This window comes from Parcubacteria group bacterium, assembly GCA_041660065.1.
GTDB lineage: Bacteria > Patescibacteriota > Minisyncoccia > Moranbacterales.
In genome coordinates, this window is the sequence record JBAZXC010000001.1 from 308,244 (window position 1) to 326,886 (window position 18,643).

Genomic DNA, 18,643 nt, shown 5'->3' on the forward strand with positions numbered 1-18,643 from the left:
CGTCTAAATAACTTTTATACAGGTAGGGATCCCTTTTTTACTTCCTCCTCACCTGCACTGCCGGGGACGTTTTCCTGTGTGGAAACATCTACCTTTGTTTCAGCAGACGCACCGTCAGATGGTTCAACAGAAGCGTCGCCTCCGTTACCTTTTGCCACATCTGCAATAAGGGATTTGAGTTTGTTGATCTCGACCAGGAGCGCGGCCTTGCCGACACCAAGATCGATGGCATCGATGATCTCACGCAGATTCTTCTCTCGTGCAATGACCGGAGTAAGAGTCACGAGTTCACGATTTCTGGCATCAAGGCTGTTGGTAAAACTTTCCAGCGCGCGTTCCCTTACATCAGAAATGTTGGCATCCTCTCGGCGAACTGCGTGGAGATGTTTGATCTCGGCATGCGCCATATCAAGGTCGATCTGCATCTGCGAAATTTTTTCCGCTTGGTCATCTTTGGTCGCAGAGAGTTTTTTGTTGGTCTTTTTCAATTTTTTGATCTCCTCGCGGAGATCGTCGGCCTGCGTGCAATAGAGATCGATGTCGGTACGGAGACCTGCAATTTCCACCTCCATTCCGCTGATCTTACGCTCAGCAATAACGAGTTCGGCCGGCTTGAAGACCTCCTTCACGCCCAAAGCATCCCGAACCTCTTTTGGTAGATCCCTGAGAACTTGTTCACGGATATTTTTTGGCAGTTTGCCAAATATTTTCTTTATTTGATCCAAAGCAGATGCTTTTCTCGCACGAGAATCCCCACTGCCAAATACATTGGATACAGTGTCCAATAAATCATCCAGCGTTCCAAAATCCCCTATTTCCCCACCACAGCCACATGGACATTTTGCCATTATTCTCACCCCTTTGCTATTTTTTTAAGATAACATCATCAAATTTCTGACCCAGCGCCAGAAAAGAAAGCATAGCAAATTTGCCACTTTCTGTCAATGAATATTCCGCTTATCACCAACACAAAAAACAGAATGAGAAATATTCCTCACATCGTATATCTTATAATAAAAAGGCACTCTAAATATTACCAATGTGCCCTGACATCATCTATTATCATGATCTGCATAAAACAAGGATCACTCGTAAAAGATTGCCATTTCTTTTGACCACTTACTCGTGATGAGCTCTATGATCTTTTTTTGCATGTGATCACTTGCAAATAGCTCACTACATCTTCTCATAAAAAAATCTTTCTTTTCCCTCTTTCTCTCTTCCTGCGTCCCTAAATTTCCGACTTCTTCGTCGCTGAAACTACTCTTCATATCATTAAAGAAGCTTTCAAAATCTACAGCTTCATAAATCTCATTGATATCTGCTCGCACTGTTTTTGTAATGAAATTTCTGATGAGATCGTCTGTTAGCCGTGTCGGTTTTTTATCAAGCGTGTTAAATCTGTGCCAAAAAATTTGTCGTCCTTGTGCCAAATTATATTTTTTTACCATTGCATCAAAATCGACGCCTTCATTCTTTAACTCGACACGCAGTTTTTCCTGCACGTTGTTTGGTATATCCGCTTTTTGCAACACAAATATATCCGGATCAATGATCCCCATGCTCATCAAAGAGAACTCTCCCACCGCATTGGAAAATGCATTTTTGAATGATTCCGGCTTGGCGCTATTTATTGACCTTGCCATAAATGCACTGCTAAACCTATTCAATAACCTCTCAGAAATAATAAAATCCAATTTTTGCAATATATAATGATCGTTAAGAAAGGACATGATGGACTCACCTTCTTGATATTCTGTAGTCAAAACATACTGTAATAATAGTTTTACATCTGCAACGTTATCTCTCAATGAATCGGTGACGTTCAAAGCATTTTGCAATCGACGCCTTTCCTGTAATGTTCCGTCAACATTGCCTTCCAGTTTTTTTAATATTTTATCTAGGTTTTCGATTTCTCTTATGGTTTCATCACGATTGCGGAGTGCTTTGTCAAATTGATGCAGATCCACTTCAAGTGCCTCTGTTGCGCCATCTTCATTTTCCACCACCATCTTACCGGCTGTGTTTTTTTGCGTGATATATAAATAATTCACTACGATTTTTTGCAGATATTTTTCAAGTTGTATGATGTTATCCTCTGCTTGCAGTAAAAACGCATACACCTCATCTGATGACAAAATTAGATCGATAAGATCCTTATACTCTTCCCCCACAGCATTTTTTAATTTTTCAGCAATCTCTTTTAAAATGTCCTCAGGAGGCTTTGATGTTTCATTTCGGATATCTTCAATGTGTGTTTTTACTGATAGCAACAATTCTAACTTTTCTTGCAAAGTTAATTTTTGATCGATCTTTTGTTTTATTTCTAACGACTGCCGTAATTCTAATCCGCACATTTTTTTATGTAAATTCCTTAATTCATAGTCAGTATAGAACTTTTCACTATACGGGTCAACAAAAAATTCTTGCCCTCCGCACATGCCTATGCTAGGCTGGATAGCAAATGAGCTGTTCTTTTACTCTAACATCACTATAACCAAATGAGGTGCTCTTATGTTGACGATTTTGGCATATGGATTATCTGTAGCGTGGCTCACGATCAAAGTTATTGTAATCGGTCATCTCATAAAATTCATTCTCTATGACAGTGCGACAGGCATGATCAATAAGCCACCATGGCGTACCGGTATTTTCATATTCAATCAAAATGCCGAAAAAGAAGGTGCGTTTATGGCCATTCTCGAAGTAATGATCGATATGATGAAATTCATTGGTATAGCGATCATTTTTTTTGCGATTACGTTGACCCTAAGCGATCTATTCACGAATGGATTGCAACCCGTCACCACAGCCACGGCAAAAATCTTTCTCTATAGCATCGGTTTGACAATTTGTTTATGGATCATTTTTGCCGGTATCGCATACCGCCAAAAAAATACCTATTGATCTGCCGGCACATTCCTTACACAAGGTTGCGAAAATTCATTATGATTCGCAACCTTTTTATTTTATAAAAAAAGACCTGTGGATATGGTCAATCATATCCACAGGCATACACAAAACCTCACTCCTCCTTTGGGATAAAACGAAGCAGAGGCACAACCTCAATATCATATTTAAGCGTTTTTAATCTCTTGACGATTTCATCAAGAGGATCATCCGGCGTCACAAACACACGAAAGAATGGCTTTTCATCACCATAGTGATCTCGCACATCTGACAAAACGGATGTTATAACATACTTGTCTTGAAATGACGCTCCGGCGAACACGCATCTCACATCTTTAACCACAACATCTTCATTGTACATCGGAAATCCGTGCATTTCGATATTTGGCATTTTACCCTCCTCCTTGTCGTATGTATGATATGTTATGAAACATTTTTCAACAAAAAGAACTGACTGATCATTGTATAGTCAGTCACTCGCCTTGTCAAATAAGAATCATTCCTCGATCTCTCCGTCATTTTTGATCTGTTCCAATTTGACAGAAAGAATTTGTGATGCGCCATCGTGACCCATTGTCACACCATACATCGTATCAGAGTGTCGCATTGTTTCACGATTGTGCGTAATGATGATAAATTGCGTCTTGTGCGACAATTCTGCAAAGATCTTTGCCAAACGTCGTGAATTGGCCTCATCAAGTGCCGCTTCCACTTCATCAAGAATTGTAAATGGCGGTGGATTATACGAAATGATCGCCAACAACATCGCTACTGATGTAAGTGAGCGTTCACCACCGGAGAGTGATGAGAGGTGTTTGATCTTTTTGCCCGGCGGTGATGCGATGATCTCAATTCCCACTTCGGTTTTTGTTTGATTTTTTCTGGTATTAGCCATCTCTTCATCCGCAATATCTTGCAAAATTTCCAACTCGACGTCACCTTCAATCTCATCCGTTTTCTTTTTTTGCGGCGTAACGTCTACCATCACCTTTGAAAGCTTTGCGTTGCCACCGTTAAACAGAATACGGAAATATTTCGTAAACTCAACATTGATCTCTTTGAACGCGGAGACGAATTCTGTATGGATCTTTTGATCCATTTCTTTGACCACTTCTTTGAGCTGTGTGATCGCTTGCATCAGATCCTCTGACTCGTTGTTGAGCACATCAAATCGTTCCTGCATCTCCTCATACTCTTCGATCACCATCGGATCGATCCCGCCGATCTGCTCATATTTACTGCGCAACTTGTACATCTCTCGCTCCATGTCCTCGCGCGTTGCGGTCGCATCCGTGCATGCACCGAGCGCATCCACTTCCACACCGAGTTCCTGTCGCACCTCCGTAACCACATCTTCCTCACGCACTTCTATACGAGCGATCTCCACCTTGGTCTCATTGAATCGTTCCCGCACGGCATCGAGAAGGCGCTGTTTCTCCCGCAATTCTTTCTCCAATGCAAAAAACTGCATGCGCGCATGCTTGTCCGCGGCAACAGCTTCCGTGATCAGATGGTCTAATCGTTCGATCTCTTTACGAATTCCTATAATATTTTTGGCATGCTCCGCAATTTCACGATCCAATTCTGCGATCTTATCATCATATTTTTTGACACGCGCATCATAATCATCCTGCACAACATCAATATGCTTTTTTCCCGCATCATCATAGAGACGGTCCACCTCCTTGTGGATCGCTTTTAATTTTTTGACAATTGCTTTTATTTCACCGATCTCCACTACAGCATCCAACTCCGCGACAAGCGCATCTTGCTTTGTGCGAATATCCGATAGTTGCTTTTGTACATATTGCAGATCCACCGGGATACTTCGCACTTTCTTTTCGTGATTGCGCCGTTCTTTTTGGATCTCAATATGCCCCTCCGCTACAGCAACCTTTTTTTCCAGTGATTGCAATTGCACATAGACAGCCCGCTTTTCTTTTTCGTACTCCCCAATCTTTTCCGCATCTTCCACCTTTTTGGATTCCGCCATGATCTGATCGTTGAGCTTATCTACGTCACGTTCCGCGTTTTTTAGTTCGATCCCGATCCGCTGTCGTTCATCTTCCAAGCGCACTTTCTCCCCGTACAGATTGTTCCACATGAACGCAAAATAATTGCGTTGCGATTCTTTGAGTGCTTCATGGACCTCTTTTCCTTGCTTTGCCTTTCCCGCTTGTCTGCGCAAAGAGCGCAAATGTGGCGTCACTTCGGTGATGATTGCACGTACTTGATCGAGATTTTCTTTGGTGCGATCAAGTTTCTTAAGTGCGCGCATCTTGCGAATCTGAAAATGTTTGACACCGGCGGCTTCCTCGATGATCTCGCGTCTTTCCAATGCACTCGCGTTCAAGATCGCGTCGGTCATACCTTGCCCCACGACACAATAACTTTCCTTGCCAATACCAACGCGCGCCAAGAGATCCACAATGTCCAATAGTCGCACATGCGCATCGTTGATAAGATATTCACTCTCTCCATTGCGATAGACTTTGCGCGTCACGATCACTTCATCAAACTCGATCGGCATCACTTTGTCCATATTGTCAAAAACCAACGACACCTCCGCCATTGATAATTTACCGCGCTTTTCTGATCCCGAGAAAATCACATCTTCACCCTTTTTTCCACGCAATGTCTTCATGGATTGCTCGCCCATCACCCACCGCACCGCATCGGACACATTGGATTTACCGGAGCCATTGGGTCCGACGATCGCTGTGATACCACAGGTATGCATGGCACCATCCTTATGCGTACCTTTACACCGTGGCGAAAAATCAAATGTCGTTTCCGTAGCAAATGATTTAAATCCTTTAATTTCGAGTCTTTTGAGAAACATATGGCAAATGGATGAGTAACCAGTAATTTAATACGATAAAATTGTTCTATATCATACTATCATAATATATAACATTGTGTTAGGGCAAGTTTTCATATTACTCTGCAAATCTAAAAACCCCTTATCGCTCCCGCAAAGATTGCCTTCAAAAAATCGGAGAATGAAAATTTTGCATCAATCCTTATTACATGTAGCATGGTCCTGGATTCCCGTTTTCACGGGAATGACAAAACGATCATGCACAGGAAAAACAAGAGAATAATTGTATATATTTCATAAGTATTTTTATTAAAATGAGATTTTTAGACTCATGACATTACGGATTGCATATTACTGATAATTGAAACCTGTGGTAGAATGCGAGTATATTCGTTACTATTTTTTACTGCAATGGACATTGTCAAGCGCCCACAATCTGCAAAATCATTTCCACCCCGTCGCGCCACAATATCACAACATGCTGTACAGCGTCCGCAAACGCACAGTACGCCCTCTCAGCACAGAAACGCCCCTGCACGTACAGAATCTTCCGCACCGCCACAACACTCCTCCGTCGAAACATTTGACGCATACATCCGCCGTACAAAGATCGTGGAGAAACCTCGAAGAAACTTTGCTTTTGGCAAATGGCTTCTTTGGATCGCATGTGTCATTTTTCTCCTAAGTATTGGATGGGCGACATACGCATTTCTGCACAAAACCAATGAGACCCTTGCACGAATATCCGACGACAAAGAGCGACCGTCGGTCATGCAGGCGATCGCCAATATCGCCAATCCGCACTCATACAGATCATTAAACGGATTTGACGATGGACGGATCAACATTCTTTTGCTTGGTAGAGCCAATACACAAAAATCAGGCAAAGACCTCACAGATACAATTATCGTCGCAAGCATCAATACAAAAAGCTATACGATCGGACTTCTTTCCATCCCCCGCGATCTCCTCATACACACGGACACTGGCTATGTCAAAATCAACTCCCTCTATCAAACCGGCTTGCGTACTGACGTTGGTGCAAAATATATCATTGATACGATTGAAGACATCACCGCACAAAAGATCCATTATTATGTCGTTATGGATTTTGAAGGGTTTACAAAGATCATTGATATATTGGACGGCATCAATATTGATGTGCCCCATCACATCAAAGACGAGCGTTATCCCGGACCGGGATATAGCTATGAGACATTTGAAGTGTACCCGGGATTGCAGAAATTTGACGGAGAAACCGCTCTCAAATACGCACGCACGCGCCATGACACTGAGGGTGATTTTGGACGTGCCAAAAGACAGCAGCAGATCATGCAAGCCGCCAAAAACAAAGCGTTCTCCCTCGGCACGATCGTGAATCCAAAGAAAATTGCCGAGATCTTTGACGCACTTGGCGACCATCTCCACACCAACATTTCTCCCAACGAGATCGAACCCTTCATTGCACTTATCAAAAAACTCGACACACAAAACATCACAACAGTTGTCGTCGACGCATGGCAACCTGGTAGCCTCCTTATAAGCACGCGACAATTTGGTTCCAGCGGTAGCATTTCCGGACTTACGCCGCGTACAGGAAACTACAAAGAGATCCGCGAACGTGCAGATCTCATCTTTGACCTCCAAAAGATCGCGCAGCGTGAAAAAGATATTGCCAACGAAGAGCCCACAATCACTCTCATCAATACTACTGCCGACACGAATCTCACAGAACGCGTATCTACTCTTCTTCAAAAGATCGGCTTCCAAAAGATCGCTGTATTTTCCGATCCAAAAATCAAAAAAATTGTTCCGCAAGAAACAACCATTGTTATCGATCGCACATCCGGCGCAAAACCATTTTCACTCGACGAGCTCATCAAAAAAGTCCCTGCAACAAAAGGCGATGCAACACTCGACAAAAAGATCACTACGGACTTTGCAATCATCCTGGGAAATGATATTCTCGATACATACGCCTACACGGAAATTTCCCGTGAAGATTTGGAACAAGAAAACACATTAAATAATAGCGATCAATAAACCACATTTATGAAAATCATCTGCGGACTCGGTAATCCCGGCACACAATATCATGCAACACGACACAATGTCGGATTTCTCTTTCTCGACCGCTTGGCCGAACACCTACAACTTCCCTCTTTTGATTCTGACAAAAAGCATAACGCTCTCGTGAGCGAAGGACACACGTCGCACAAAGAAAAAATGCTTTTGGTCAAACCACAAACATTCATGAATCGTTCCGGCGTCACAGTGGCCGCGATCATGAATTTTTATAAAATATCTCCATCCGACTTGATCGTGATCCATGATGACTTGGATATTCTGATCGGGAAATATAAAGTATCCCGCGACACACACGCCGTGGGACATAACGGTGTGCAGAGCATTATCGATATGATCGGCACCCAAGACTTCATGCGCATTCGCATCGGCATCGAAACGACAGGAGGCAAAAAAGAACGCGGCCAGATTTCAGGAGAAGCCTATGTACTCCAAGACTTTCTCCCCGAAGAGCAGAAAATGCTTGATCCTGTGTGTGACGCGATCATTTCTGATGTGTTTTCTGCATTATAAAAAAAATGCTGTGTACAAGAATTCTTGTACACAGCAGTTTTACTGTCTCGGGACATCTTTGTATCCCTCGAAAAGACAACTTAAGAAGAACATGCCACTATTATTTTGTGTTTGTTCTGATAGAGCAGTCAACTCACCATCCGTGACATTGCCATCACCATTGCCGATAGCATCAGCATATACACCTACAGCTTTCTCAAAATAATCCAGCGCTCGCGCAATATGTTGACGGGATGTGCCGCCTTCATACTGCCTCGTAAATTCTCGGATCATTTTTTCGATCTCCGGTTGCATAACATGGCATTCTCTGTTCAAAAGATCATCTTTTAAATATTGTAATGGCACCAATGTTGCATTTTCATATTGTAATACGATGAGATTGATCACTGTTACCGCATCGCGCATCCTCATCTGGTCCTGTGTCAGATCTTTGGCCGCAACAGTGCCACATGAACAAAAAAACAGCAACAGCATTATGATCAAGTGCATAACATTCCCTCTTATATTGATCTTTTAAAAAACGGTATATTTCCCCTATCTATCCATAATTCCGCCTACGTGTGGCTCCTATCACACTAATGCAACAAAAGAACGAACATCCAGGTAAGGAGGAGATAACCTGCACATTCCCCACTGTAGACGGAACTATGGACATATATTATGCTGGAAGGTAGTGAATTATGATAACAAAATTACTTCATTATGTCAATATCACGCACACCATCACTTTCTGACCACTCCTACGTCAATGCATTCAATGTGATCCCCGGCATTGGCGCACAAAAACTCTTTCTTCTTTCCAATTATTTTGATTCTTTTGCAGATGCATGGATTGCACCTGTTGATCAATTGATTGAAACGGGATTTTCTCCAAAGCTCGCCGACAGTGTCGTTGCATACAGATCACAGATCGACCCGTCTGCCACATGGCAAAGAGTGGCGCAGAGTGACGCACAACTGCTTACGGTCAAAGACCCACGATTTCCCGTGAGATTACGTGAGATCGACCATCCGCCATTTTGTCTTTATGTCCGTGGCAATATCGATCTCCTATCATCGCCATCTGTCGCAATCGTCGGATCACGCAAGGTCAGTGAGTATGGCACGCGCGCAACAACACTCTTGGCCGGTGAGATCACGCGCAGTGGCATCACGATCGTTTCAGGACTTGCTCTCGGCACCGATGCACTGGCGCATCGCGCCACACTGGAAAATAACGGACCCACAATAGCCGTGATCGCAGGTGGCGTGGATGACGACGCAATTGCCCCGCGATCACATCTCTCGCTGGCGCGCAAAATCCTCGCACGTGGCGGTGCGATCATTTCTGAATACCCTATCGGGACGACACCAAGCCGTGGCACATTTCCGGCACGCAATCGCCTCATGGCAGGATTATCCGTCGCCACGATCATCATCGAGGCCGCCAAAGATTCCGGTACATTGATCACTGCCGCGCACGCATCACAATTTCAGAGGAAAGTTTTTGTCGTCCCCGGATCGATCTTTGCAACACATGCCTATGGATCAAATCATTTGCTCCGCAATAACATCGCAAAGCCCGTCCTCTGTGCAAACGACGTCCTCTGTCTATTCCATAAAAACAAAAAATACACAGGAGAAAATATCTCTCCAACATTTTCCTCAACAGAAGAAAAAGATTTGTACGAACACATCAAAAAATATCCCGATGGCATCCAGATCAACCGTCTCATCAAGGAATCACCCCTTGATACAATAACCATCTCCAGCACATTGACCATGCTTGAAATTGGCGGCACGATCAAAAACATCGGCAACCAAACATACGTCGTCACATAAAAATTCGATAATTATTTTCACTCCTCATCCCATCCCCTACCTTATTTGGTGATCACGTTTTTTCCTCCCGGCATATATGATCGCAAGACCTCCGGTACGATCACACTGCCATCTGCTTGTTGATAGTTTTCCAATACAGCGATAAACGGCCGCGGTGACGGTAATACGGTGTTGTTGAGCATGTAGACATATTTTTTCTTGCCGTCTTTATCCTTGTAGCGCACATTCAAACGACGCGACTGCCAGTCAAGGAAATTGGATGCACTTGCCGTCTCACCCCACCGATCCATGCCGGGCATCCATGCTTCGAGGTCAAACATGCGGTATTTCCCCGCACTCATATCCCCTGTACAGATCGCCAATTTGCGATACGGAAGACCTAATTCTTGATGGATCTCCTCGGAGATCGCCACCATTTCTTGTTGGATTTTTTCTGTCAGATCGACATCAGCCGGTGCAAGCACAACTTGCTCGATTTTCATGAATTCATGTACACGATACATACCTTTGGTATCTTTGCCATAACTGCCGATCTCGCTGCGATAACACTGGCTATACCCGCAAAGTTTCATCGGAAGTTGTGACTCATCTAAAACCTCATCGGCGTAATACGCAAGCAATGATGGCTCTGCCGTACCAACCAAAAATTTCTTTTCTTTGGCATCCGCACCGTCTGCCGTTTTACTTTTTGATGCAACCTGATAGATCTCATCAATTTCTTGATCGTATTCCGTCCCTTTGAAATATCCACTGCCAAAAAGTGCAAATTCTTTGACCAGTGTCGGCGGGATCATCGGTGTGAACCCTTTGGAGATGATCTTGTGAAGTGCATACATCATGAGCGCCATTGTCAATGCCGCGCCATCACCCTTGAGATAATATCCACGATAACCCGCGACCTTTGCGCCACGTTCAAAATCAATGATGTCCAAATCTCTCCCGAGAGTAATGTGATCCTTGGGCACAAAATCAAACTGCGGTTTCTCACCTTTTTCATAGACCACAACATTCTCACTCTCATCTTTGCCACGTGGCACATCATTGGCATGCACTGTCGGCACTTGCACCATAAGCGCGTCAAACTCTTTTTGTAACTTTTGTAAGACAGGCTCCTTTTGTTCCGATTGCTCTTTGACTACTTTCCCCTCCACAATGATCGCCGGACGTTCATCTGCAGTTGCTTTTTTCATGCGATCATTAAGCACATTTTTCTGCGCCTGAAGCGCTTCGATCTCTTGCATGAGTGCACTGCGTTCCTTGTCCACTGCAAGTAAACCCTTGATAGAAATCGTAAGATTTTTTTCTTGAGCCGCTTTTTGCACTGCTTCTGCGTTGTCACGAATATATTTGATGTCTAACATAGCTAAAGTTCTAAAGTTTATGAAGTTAAAAGTTTATAAAGTGAAAATGTGTCATCTTGAACCCTGCCTACCGGCAGGCAGGTCGTTTCAGGATCTCAATCACAATGACCCTGACAAATCCCTCCATTCATTATTGAATTCTGTTATTAAATTAATTTTCCATTCCCTATGCCAATTTTTCAACTGCTTTTCACGCCTCAATGCACTGAATACATCTTCCGTTTGTTCGTAATATACTAATTTATCTATATTATATTTTTTTGTGAATCCTTCTGCTAATTTATTTTTGTGTTCATATATCCTTTTCTGTAAATTTCCCGTTACGCCAATATAAAAAACTTTATTATGTTGATTCGTAAGAATATAAACACAATATTGTTTCATAGCTATATATGCTCTACACTACTATATTTGAGATCCTGAAACGACCTGCCTGCCGGTAGGCAGGGTTCAGGATGACAACATGAATAAAACCTTACTGCAATGGTAGCAAAGAATATGCCTATTTGCAAAAATCCTACCGTCAAGTTATAAAATCAAATTGATAATATACAAAGTAAAATAAAAGAAGCTTGACTGAATTGTTTTTCGGCAAGCTTCTTTGGCGGCATTATGCATCGACCCAAAACCTCTCTCCTTTTTCAAAGAGATAAATTTTTCAATGCCTAAACCCTTCGCTTCTATATCGGATCGTTCGCCAGCAACGCATAAGACATATTGTTATTCTGATCGTACTCTGAAAATAAATTTTTATCAACAAAAAAACGACAAATAAATGTCGTCTTCAGAGTCAATTTCCAAATTTACCAAATCTGACAAACTTAGAAATTGGGAGAAGGAACTTTTTTGAAGTTCCTTCTCCAGAACATCATGGTTTACTACGTTGAAGCGCTTCGCCTACTGCAGGTCGGTTTTGGCCTTGGCGGAAAGACTCTTTGTAGGGTCGATTTTGGCGAGCAACACTCGAAGTTTGCCCTTTACCGACCAGGATCGAGCACTCAGGATTTTCCAAAGGAACACTTTGGTTTCATCCAGCTCGTTTGTTGTCCTTTCCAGCTCAGCCGAAAGCATGTTTATCCTTTCCTGAAGAGCAATCTCTTTCCCTGCGGTAGCATCGAGCTGCTTTTTCATGGTAAAGGTTTTCTCGACCAACTCCTGCTTTTCAGCTTCGACCTGAGGTAAGCATTCGAGCGCCGATTTCTCAGCTTCGAGCGTGGTGGCCTTTTCTTTGACCATCTCGGCCTCAATGTCTCCCACAACATACTGGCACATGACGTCGCCGTCAACGATACGAAACGGAGGATACTCATCACTTTTACAAGGCACTCCTGAAAGAAAAAGTATTCCCTCAATTGTGGTCTGGAGGATGCCCTTGGAAATCTGGCAGAGACGCCCCCGTTTCGTCATTCCGTGGTTATCACGGTCGATATAAAAAGCTTCTTCGCCATTCCTTCGGACATTCAGCAGAAAATCAACTTCTGGTGTAAGCGCATACTTGTTCTTGGTATCCTTATGGCTCTTGGCATAAACGCGTATGGCCACCATGCCTTCCTTTTCGGGGCTGATCATCAAAAATGAAACAGTTTCGCCAACCCTGCAACTGATAGGAACAGAAGAACCAAGCAGTTTAATTGTGTTAATACCTGATCCATTGATGATAATCTGTCCGTCCTCGGTCATATTTCCGATACTTAATACATTGTCAGGTCTCATACCTTTCTCCTTTGAAGTGTTTCCTGGTAAACCAGGTGTTAAAGGACTTTTCGGCTCTGCGAAGCAGCAACCTAGGCAAATTAGCCCTTGCCATATAGGGTGTCCAATAATGAACTCCCTATATTAGCATAAAAATAGCTCAAAGTCAATAGCTATGCTTGAAAAAAAATCCAGCCATGAAGCACATTCTTGGCTGAATTTTCTGATTTGATATGATTTTGATCTGTTTAATCTACATGTTTATGTTGTTCCGGTCGAAATGCCGGTGCACATGTTACGACGAGCGATAACTCTTTCGCATCCACCCAAAACTTCTCCCCTTTGTCAAAAAGGTACATGTCCCCCGCCTCGATCTCACAATCGCCTTTTTCAGAATGAATACTGGCAGTTCCAGATTGCACATAATAAATTTCTTCTACTTCAAGATTGACCACCCGTCCTTCATCCGGAAACCGTCCATTGATGTATGCCGTCGCGACATTGAAATTTTGGTTATGCATATCGTACTCCCATACAGTGCACTTCTCTGAATTAGAGACTTTTTTTGCGTGTGCTTTTTTGACCAACATAATGTGATTGTAAAAATATTTACGTTATAACCCCATCATAACACAGAAAAACTCTTTCGTGATCACACATTTTTGCTGCATAAGTTATACACACCCTCTCCTTGCACACTTTTTGCCTTTTGTTGTATAATATACTCATAGAGGTGTTATTGGGAGGTTCTCACGAAACGAGGTAAAACAAATAGACAATCGCATATCCGCTATCAAAATGTGTATTTTGAAAACAAAAGACAGTTTCATGTAAATGGGGATTGTCTTTTGTTCTTTTAAAAATCCGTGTCAAAAAACAAAAAATTATTTTACAAAAAAGGAGGACTTTTCTATGTACTACTCAAATGACGGAGAACTGTTCTCCATTGTACATCCACACCAACATCTGTTAAAAGGCTGTGTAAATTGCAAGTTGTTGTGGATCAACACAGAACAGAAAATTCATCTTGCTGAAGAAGAATTTTGGATTTTTTGCAAAGCGATGTACACACTCAATCAAAGACGGTTGACTGCGGATGAACTCGCCCAACACAATATCCATTTTACCAGCATGATCTGCGCGCCATGTTTTCATGTTTCTCGCGGTGAAAAATATCGCGAAAAACAACGCACTGAAGGAAATTTTCCATGTTTTGGCAGTGCAATAAACGGGTATTGCGATCAAAGTTCCTGCACGTACAGGAGCAGATGCATCACGTGGCAAAGTCGTAGTGACCCAAGTAGACAGGATTACTATGAACATGTTTCCCATCAAATTGCACATCGCATGCCTATATCCATGAAGCATTAGTGCGCCATGCACAAAATAATTCCCTACAAAACATCTTTCCGTTAATTGGAATGACGTTTCTGCAGGGAATTTTATTTTGTTCCAAAATTTTTTTGTTACTGTATTTTTATATTTGTCACGTCTTTATATTTTTCATGGTCTTGTCCATATCTCTCATGTGTCAAAAAAACAAAAACCACACACCCCATTGCCAAAAGCACAATGATGTATGTGATAAATTTCTCCATATGCACAGATAAAAAAATTATATTTTTCACTGTTATCGTCTTGAGAGGAATGTTTCTACAGACCGAGACTCGTCACATGGTAGGAATAGGTATAAGCATTTTTTATCGCAACCTCTTCGATCGCTTTTCGCACAGCACCCCACTCAAATGTATAGGTATATTCTTTGCCAAACAGATCTGACTGTTCGTTGATGTTCTCTTCCCGTGGTTGACCAAATCCTGTTTTGTATGTTGTGGTCTTAAACCCAAATCCCGGACTCATATCCATATCCGTTCCGCCGGACAATCCCATACCGGACTCTTTGAGATATTCCGTAAACCGCACTTCTTTCTTTTCTTCATCGATACGAAATCGCGCCACGTACGTTAGTTTCTTTTTTGAGAGAAATGCTTTACGTTCCGCGATCACAGCGGAAAATTCATGGATCCCATTTTTTTCACTCCATGTGCCTGCGATAAAAGACAGAGCATTTTTTATATCATTGATCATACAGCCTATTATTATATGTGATTCCATTATACCATAAAAAGTACCCTCTCGTGCAATAAATCAATCCCTTATCGGCACTTCTTCCGGCGGTGCTGACACTGACGTTTCCTTTGCTTTTGCATCAAAAACACTCATATCGCGTCCACCATACTGCCACATATACACATCACGCGCAACAGGAACCGTCGTGGAGGATAATTCACCGGTTTGTCCTTCTACCATGATCGCCAAAACCATTTCCGGATGATCATACGGCGCATAGGACACAAACCATGAGTGCACACTGTCCCCATTGCCAAACTGCGCCGTACCGGTTTTTCCCGCAATGGCAACATTTAAATTTTTGAGCATTGTCGCCGTCCCATCAGTCACTGTTTGTCGCATTCCTTCCTGAATAATTTTGATATCCTGCGGATCACCCAAGTGATCGCGGATGATCTTTGGTTCAATTGTAGTTGTCGTGTCCGTCGTTTTATGCACAATATGTGACACAACATGCGGTTCATATAATGTCCCTCCATTTGCAATTGCCGCAATTGCATTTGCAACTTGTAGCGCAGTTGCCGTCACAAATCCCTGCCCGATCGCCGCATGATATGTGTTACCAACATACCATCTTTCTCCGAGCGTATCTTCCTTCCATTTTTTGTCAGGATAAAAACCGCTCACTTCTCCGGAGAGATCGATACCCGTCTTTTCTCCATAGCCGAATTTTGTCATGTATTCTTTCATCCGCTCAATACCCAAACCCACCACATCCCCATTGCCTCCGCCGACAGTATAAAAATACACATCGCTCGATACAGCGATTGCTCGCCGCAGATCCGTAAAACCGTGTGCACGCCAATCTCCAAAGAAAAACGATCCAATTTGCAGTCCGCCACGACTCTCGATTTGATAGTCCGGTGAAACGATATGCTCTGCCAACACCGCTGCCGCCATGATCGGCTTTACCGTTGATCCCGGCGCATACGCCCCACCGATCGCACGATTGAAAAGCGGACGATTCTCATCGGTGATCCAGTTGTTATATGTATCATGATCAATACCCTGCGCAAAAACATTGTTGTCATATGATGGCAAACTGACAATCGCGCGCACCGCACCGTCACGCGGATCGATCACTACCGCAGTAGCACGCTTGGTCTTGGCACGTTCCAACTCTTTGCTGAGACGATCAAAAAGAAACTTCTGTAATTCCGCGTCAATATTGAGATAGAGATCCCCACCGGCAACTGGCGCAACGTCAACCAGATCTTTCACAACATTGCCACGACTGTCCACAAGCATTTGCTGTGCACCATGTGTCCCGTGGAGATCTTTTTCGTAGTAGTATTCCACACCGGTTTTACCAATGCGATCGATCAACAAATAATCCGGATGCTCCTCATGTTCTTCTTTTTTGATCAGACCTTCATATCCGATAATATGCGCAAACTTTTCTCCATCCGCATAATGACGAATTGCAAATTGCTGAATACGCACACCGGACAATTCACTTTCCTGCGCCTTGAAATCCAACGATTGTTCATGGGTGATATTTTCTTTGACAACCGTTTCGCTGCCAGACGCACGTGCCATATCAAAAGCCTCCGCAACATCGCTTTCATTTATCGCAAGAATTTGTGCAAGACGCGCGACAATGTTACGTTGCATCTCTTCATCGTGTGGCAACAACTTCGGATCGACGACGATACTGCGACTTGGCATATTATTTGCCAACAGCGTTCCATAAAAATCAAAAATTTCTCCTCGCGGTGCAATGATCGGCACAGATTGCACACTATTTCCCGATGCGACAAATGCATAATAATCACCTTTCACCACAGAAAGATAAAATACCCGCGAAGTAAGTGTGATGAGACTGCCGGCAATAACGATCCAAAAAATCGTCAACCATCGCCGGTCAAAATCAAATGACATGCGCGCAATTTCTTTTTCAGACGCCGTAAGTACGGCGTCTTCAATTTCATTTCTGTATTTTGAAATTTTTTGTAATCGCATATGGTTTCTTATATATGTCCGCGCGCGTCATCATGCGCATATACTCTGATAATTTTTTCGACAAAACCGATACCCCGCAAAAGTATTATAAAGACACATGCCGTCAAAGCGATCGCCCCGCCATACATCCATACCCCATAAGACACACGATGCACATAGATCATATTTACACAGAGATCAGCGACAAGAGCGATGCCTTGTATTACAAGAAAAAGCCATACCGCGCCCGCATTATTACTACGCACCAATTGTGTCCTTACTGTATCAAAAACATATGCGGAAATGATCATTGCGCAAAAAAATACACCCCACCGATCATACCACATGACGCTCAAACACAAGGCGCACACAATGATCCATATACCGATTTCTTTCATGTCACGCACGCAGAGCCATATGCATATGAAAATGACACCACCAAAAAGCGGGATACTCCCAATGCCCGCATAAATACCCGCAAGCATACATGCGACAAGGAGAAGGATTGTGCGCAAAATCGACTGAACCATATTATTTTTTTATGACAAAAAGCGTCCGCAAATCACCCAAAGCAACGAGTGGTACAATTGTTGCTTTTTGGAACAATTGATCCTCTGTTGTGGAGACATTTTGTACGTGACCGACTGATAACCCTCGCGGGAAACGCGTACCGATCGACGATGTGATGAACATTTCCCCGTTTTCCACCACATCATCCTTTTTTATATCCTCAACAACTGCCGAAAGTCCATGATTGCCCCGCATGATCGCCTCAGCGCCACCTTTTGCGCCAACAACGTTTACTACACTGTCAGGATGCGTGATCAAACGCACGCGTGAAACTGTTTGATTGACATCATCAATATACCCCACAAACACACGATCATCGATGATCACGGCCATGTTTTCTTCAATGCCTTGTTCTCTCCCCTTGTCGATCATCACCCACTGACTTCCGCCGAGTGAGTCTCTCGCGATGACATCTGCACCGATCAATGTATATTCTTCCCGTGGCAGGAGATCCAATTCTGTACGCAACAATTGATTCTCCTTTTTGATATCCATACTATATGCATTTTCAGACTCCATCCGTCTCACTGTAGCGCGCAAATCCTGATTTTGCGCATAGAGATTGCCCATGTCTGCGATCAGACCCACTGCGCTACGATATTTCACGCCAACACCATAACCGATATTTGACAATGGGGATAGAATTACCATGATACCGCTACGAATTTTTGTCATTATCCCAAACGGATTGGCAACCATCACGAGAAAAATGATCACGATGTATACACTGATATTTTTGGTTCTTTTGTTCCTATGAAGTGATTGCATGTTTTTTGTTGATACTTTTTGTTAGTCACAA

General features: G+C 43.1%; 19 protein-coding genes. 4 read left to right on the plus strand and 15 right to left on the minus strand.

Annotated elements, in window-relative coordinates:
- Window positions 1-14: 14 nt before the first annotated feature.
- Together WC819_01520 and WC819_01525 are read right to left on the minus strand one after the other, a co-directional pair.
- Window positions 15-848: a hypothetical protein gene (locus WC819_01520; protein ID MFA5986009.1), complete on the minus strand. Its 834-nt coding sequence runs from the start codon at window positions 846-848 to the stop codon at window positions 15-17.
- Window positions 849-1,085: 237 nt separating this feature from the next.
- Window positions 1,086-2,441 (minus strand): hypothetical protein, encoded by a 1,356-nt coding sequence (locus WC819_01525; protein ID MFA5986010.1) that lies wholly within the window; start codon window positions 2,439-2,441, stop codon window positions 1,086-1,088.
- Window positions 2,442-2,514: 73 nt separating this feature from the next.
- Here WC819_01525 and WC819_01530 point away from each other — a divergent pair, with 73 nt between their 5' ends.
- Window positions 2,515-2,907, plus strand: coding sequence for a hypothetical protein (locus WC819_01530; protein MFA5986011.1), 393 nt, complete (start codon window positions 2,515-2,517; stop codon window positions 2,905-2,907).
- 118 nt (window positions 2,908-3,025) lie between these two features.
- On the opposite strand, the gene WC819_01535 is transcribed toward WC819_01530, so the two are convergent.
- Both WC819_01535 and WC819_01540 read right to left on the minus strand, forming a co-directional pair.
- Window positions 3,026-3,301 carry a hypothetical protein gene (locus WC819_01535; protein ID MFA5986012.1) on the minus strand — a complete coding sequence of 92 codons (276 nt, stop codon included), beginning with the start codon at window positions 3,299-3,301 and terminating at the stop codon, window positions 3,026-3,028.
- Between the two features lie 105 nt (window positions 3,302-3,406).
- Complete coding sequence (locus tag WC819_01540; GenBank protein ID MFA5986013.1) at window positions 3,407-5,752, minus strand: AAA family ATPase; 2,346 nt, start codon at window positions 5,750-5,752, stop codon at window positions 3,407-3,409.
- A 390-nt stretch (window positions 5,753-6,142) separates the two neighbouring features.
- On the opposite strand from WC819_01540, the gene WC819_01545 reads away from it, so the two are divergent.
- Window positions 6,143-7,774, plus strand: a complete 1,632-nt coding sequence (locus tag WC819_01545; GenBank protein ID MFA5986014.1) for an LCP family protein — start codon at window positions 6,143-6,145, stop codon at window positions 7,772-7,774.
- A 9-nt stretch (window positions 7,775-7,783) separates the two neighbouring features.
- Window positions 7,784-8,329, plus strand: coding sequence for an aminoacyl-tRNA hydrolase (gene pth / locus WC819_01550; protein MFA5986015.1), 546 nt, complete (start codon window positions 7,784-7,786; stop codon window positions 8,327-8,329).
- Between the two features lie 39 nt (window positions 8,330-8,368).
- Here the strand turns inward: pth and WC819_01555 are convergent, their stop codons facing one another.
- Window positions 8,369-8,818, minus strand: coding sequence for a hypothetical protein (locus WC819_01555; protein MFA5986016.1), 450 nt, complete (start codon window positions 8,816-8,818; stop codon window positions 8,369-8,371).
- Between the two features lie 213 nt (window positions 8,819-9,031).
- Between WC819_01555 and dprA the strand changes: the two genes are divergently transcribed.
- Entirely contained in the window at window positions 9,032-10,150 is a 1,119-nt protein-coding gene (dprA, locus tag WC819_01560; GenBank protein ID MFA5986017.1) for a DNA-processing protein DprA, read from the plus strand.
- Window positions 10,151-10,191: 41 nt separating this feature from the next.
- On the opposite strand, the gene serS is transcribed toward dprA, so the two are convergent.
- From serS to mreC, 10 genes are all read right to left on the minus strand, one after another.
- The gene (gene serS, locus WC819_01565) at window positions 10,192-11,511 is read right to left on the minus strand and encodes a serine--tRNA ligase (GenBank protein ID MFA5986018.1); all 1,320 of its coding nucleotides are present in this window, start codon (window positions 11,509-11,511) and stop codon (window positions 10,192-10,194) included.
- A 99-nt stretch (window positions 11,512-11,610) separates the two neighbouring features.
- Window positions 11,611-11,895 (minus strand): GIY-YIG nuclease family protein, encoded by a 285-nt coding sequence (locus WC819_01570; protein ID MFA5986019.1) that lies wholly within the window; start codon window positions 11,893-11,895, stop codon window positions 11,611-11,613.
- A 513-nt stretch (window positions 11,896-12,408) separates the two neighbouring features.
- Window positions 12,409-13,224, minus strand: a complete 816-nt coding sequence (locus WC819_01575) for a hypothetical protein (GenBank protein ID MFA5986020.1) — start codon at window positions 13,222-13,224, stop codon at window positions 12,409-12,411.
- A gap of 227 nt (window positions 13,225-13,451) precedes the next feature.
- Complete coding sequence (locus tag WC819_01580) at window positions 13,452-13,793, minus strand: hypothetical protein (protein MFA5986021.1); 342 nt, start codon at window positions 13,791-13,793, stop codon at window positions 13,452-13,454.
- 379 nt (window positions 13,794-14,172) lie between these two features.
- The gene (locus WC819_01585) at window positions 14,173-14,526 is read right to left on the minus strand and encodes a hypothetical protein (protein MFA5986022.1); all 354 of its coding nucleotides are present in this window, start codon (window positions 14,524-14,526) and stop codon (window positions 14,173-14,175) included.
- 143 nt (window positions 14,527-14,669) lie between these two features.
- Window positions 14,670-14,801: a hypothetical protein gene (locus tag WC819_01590; protein ID MFA5986023.1), complete on the minus strand. Its 132-nt coding sequence runs from the start codon at window positions 14,799-14,801 to the stop codon at window positions 14,670-14,672.
- Window positions 14,802-14,856: 55 nt separating this feature from the next.
- Window positions 14,857-15,291, minus strand: a complete 435-nt coding sequence (locus tag WC819_01595) for a ribonucleoside-triphosphate reductase (GenBank protein ID MFA5986024.1) — start codon at window positions 15,289-15,291, stop codon at window positions 14,857-14,859.
- 60 nt (window positions 15,292-15,351) lie between these two features.
- Complete coding sequence (gene mrdA, locus WC819_01600; protein ID MFA5986025.1) at window positions 15,352-17,295, minus strand: penicillin-binding protein 2; 1,944 nt, start codon at window positions 17,293-17,295, stop codon at window positions 15,352-15,354.
- 8 nt (window positions 17,296-17,303) lie between these two features.
- Entirely contained in the window at window positions 17,304-17,804 is a 501-nt protein-coding gene (locus tag WC819_01605; protein MFA5986026.1) for a hypothetical protein, read from the minus strand.
- A gap of 1 nt (window position 17,805) precedes the next feature.
- The gene (mreC, locus tag WC819_01610) at window positions 17,806-18,612 is read right to left on the minus strand and encodes a rod shape-determining protein MreC (GenBank protein ID MFA5986027.1); all 807 of its coding nucleotides are present in this window, start codon (window positions 18,610-18,612) and stop codon (window positions 17,806-17,808) included.
- Window positions 18,613-18,643: the final 31 nt, after the last annotated feature.

Coding starts and splice junctions, on each gene's coding strand:
- WC819_01575 (MFA5986020.1), bottom strand. CDS start 13,224: ATGAGACCTGACAATGTATTAAGTATCGGAAATATGACCGAGGACGGA.
- WC819_01580 (MFA5986021.1), bottom strand. CDS start 13,793: ATGTTGGTCAAAAAAGCACACGCAAAAAAAGTCTCTAATTCAGAGAAG.
- WC819_01585 (MFA5986022.1), bottom strand. CDS start 14,526: ATGTTCATAGTAATCCTGTCTACTTGGGTCACTACGACTTTGCCACGT.
- WC819_01525 (MFA5986010.1), bottom strand. CDS start 2,441: ATGTGCGGAGGGCAAGAATTTTTTGTTGACCCGTATAGTGAAAAGTTC.
- dprA (MFA5986017.1), top strand. CDS start 9,032: ATGTCAATATCACGCACACCATCACTTTCTGACCACTCCTACGTCAAT.
- WC819_01570 (MFA5986019.1), bottom strand. CDS start 11,895: ATGAAACAATATTGTGTTTATATTCTTACGAATCAACATAATAAAGTT.
- mreC (MFA5986027.1), bottom strand. CDS start 18,612: ATGCAATCACTTCATAGGAACAAAAGAACCAAAAATATCAGTGTATAC.
- WC819_01540 (MFA5986013.1), bottom strand. CDS start 5,752: ATGTTTCTCAAAAGACTCGAAATTAAAGGATTTAAATCATTTGCTACG.
- WC819_01605 (MFA5986026.1), bottom strand. CDS start 17,804: ATGGTTCAGTCGATTTTGCGCACAATCCTTCTCCTTGTCGCATGTATG.
- pth (MFA5986015.1), top strand. CDS start 7,784: ATGAAAATCATCTGCGGACTCGGTAATCCCGGCACACAATATCATGCA.
- serS (MFA5986018.1), bottom strand. CDS start 11,511: ATGTTAGACATCAAATATATTCGTGACAACGCAGAAGCAGTGCAAAAA.
- WC819_01530 (MFA5986011.1), top strand. CDS start 2,515: ATGTTGACGATTTTGGCATATGGATTATCTGTAGCGTGGCTCACGATC.
- WC819_01535 (MFA5986012.1), bottom strand. CDS start 3,301: ATGCCAAATATCGAAATGCACGGATTTCCGATGTACAATGAAGATGTT.
- mrdA (MFA5986025.1), bottom strand. CDS start 17,295: ATGCGATTACAAAAAATTTCAAAATACAGAAATGAAATTGAAGACGCC.
- WC819_01545 (MFA5986014.1), top strand. CDS start 6,143: ATGGACATTGTCAAGCGCCCACAATCTGCAAAATCATTTCCACCCCGT.
- WC819_01520 (MFA5986009.1), bottom strand. CDS start 848: ATGGCAAAATGTCCATGTGGCTGTGGTGGGGAAATAGGGGATTTTGGA.
- WC819_01590 (MFA5986023.1), bottom strand. CDS start 14,801: ATGGAGAAATTTATCACATACATCATTGTGCTTTTGGCAATGGGGTGT.
- WC819_01595 (MFA5986024.1), bottom strand. CDS start 15,291: ATGATCAATGATATAAAAAATGCTCTGTCTTTTATCGCAGGCACATGG.
- WC819_01555 (MFA5986016.1), bottom strand. CDS start 8,818: ATGCACTTGATCATAATGCTGTTGCTGTTTTTTTGTTCATGTGGCACT.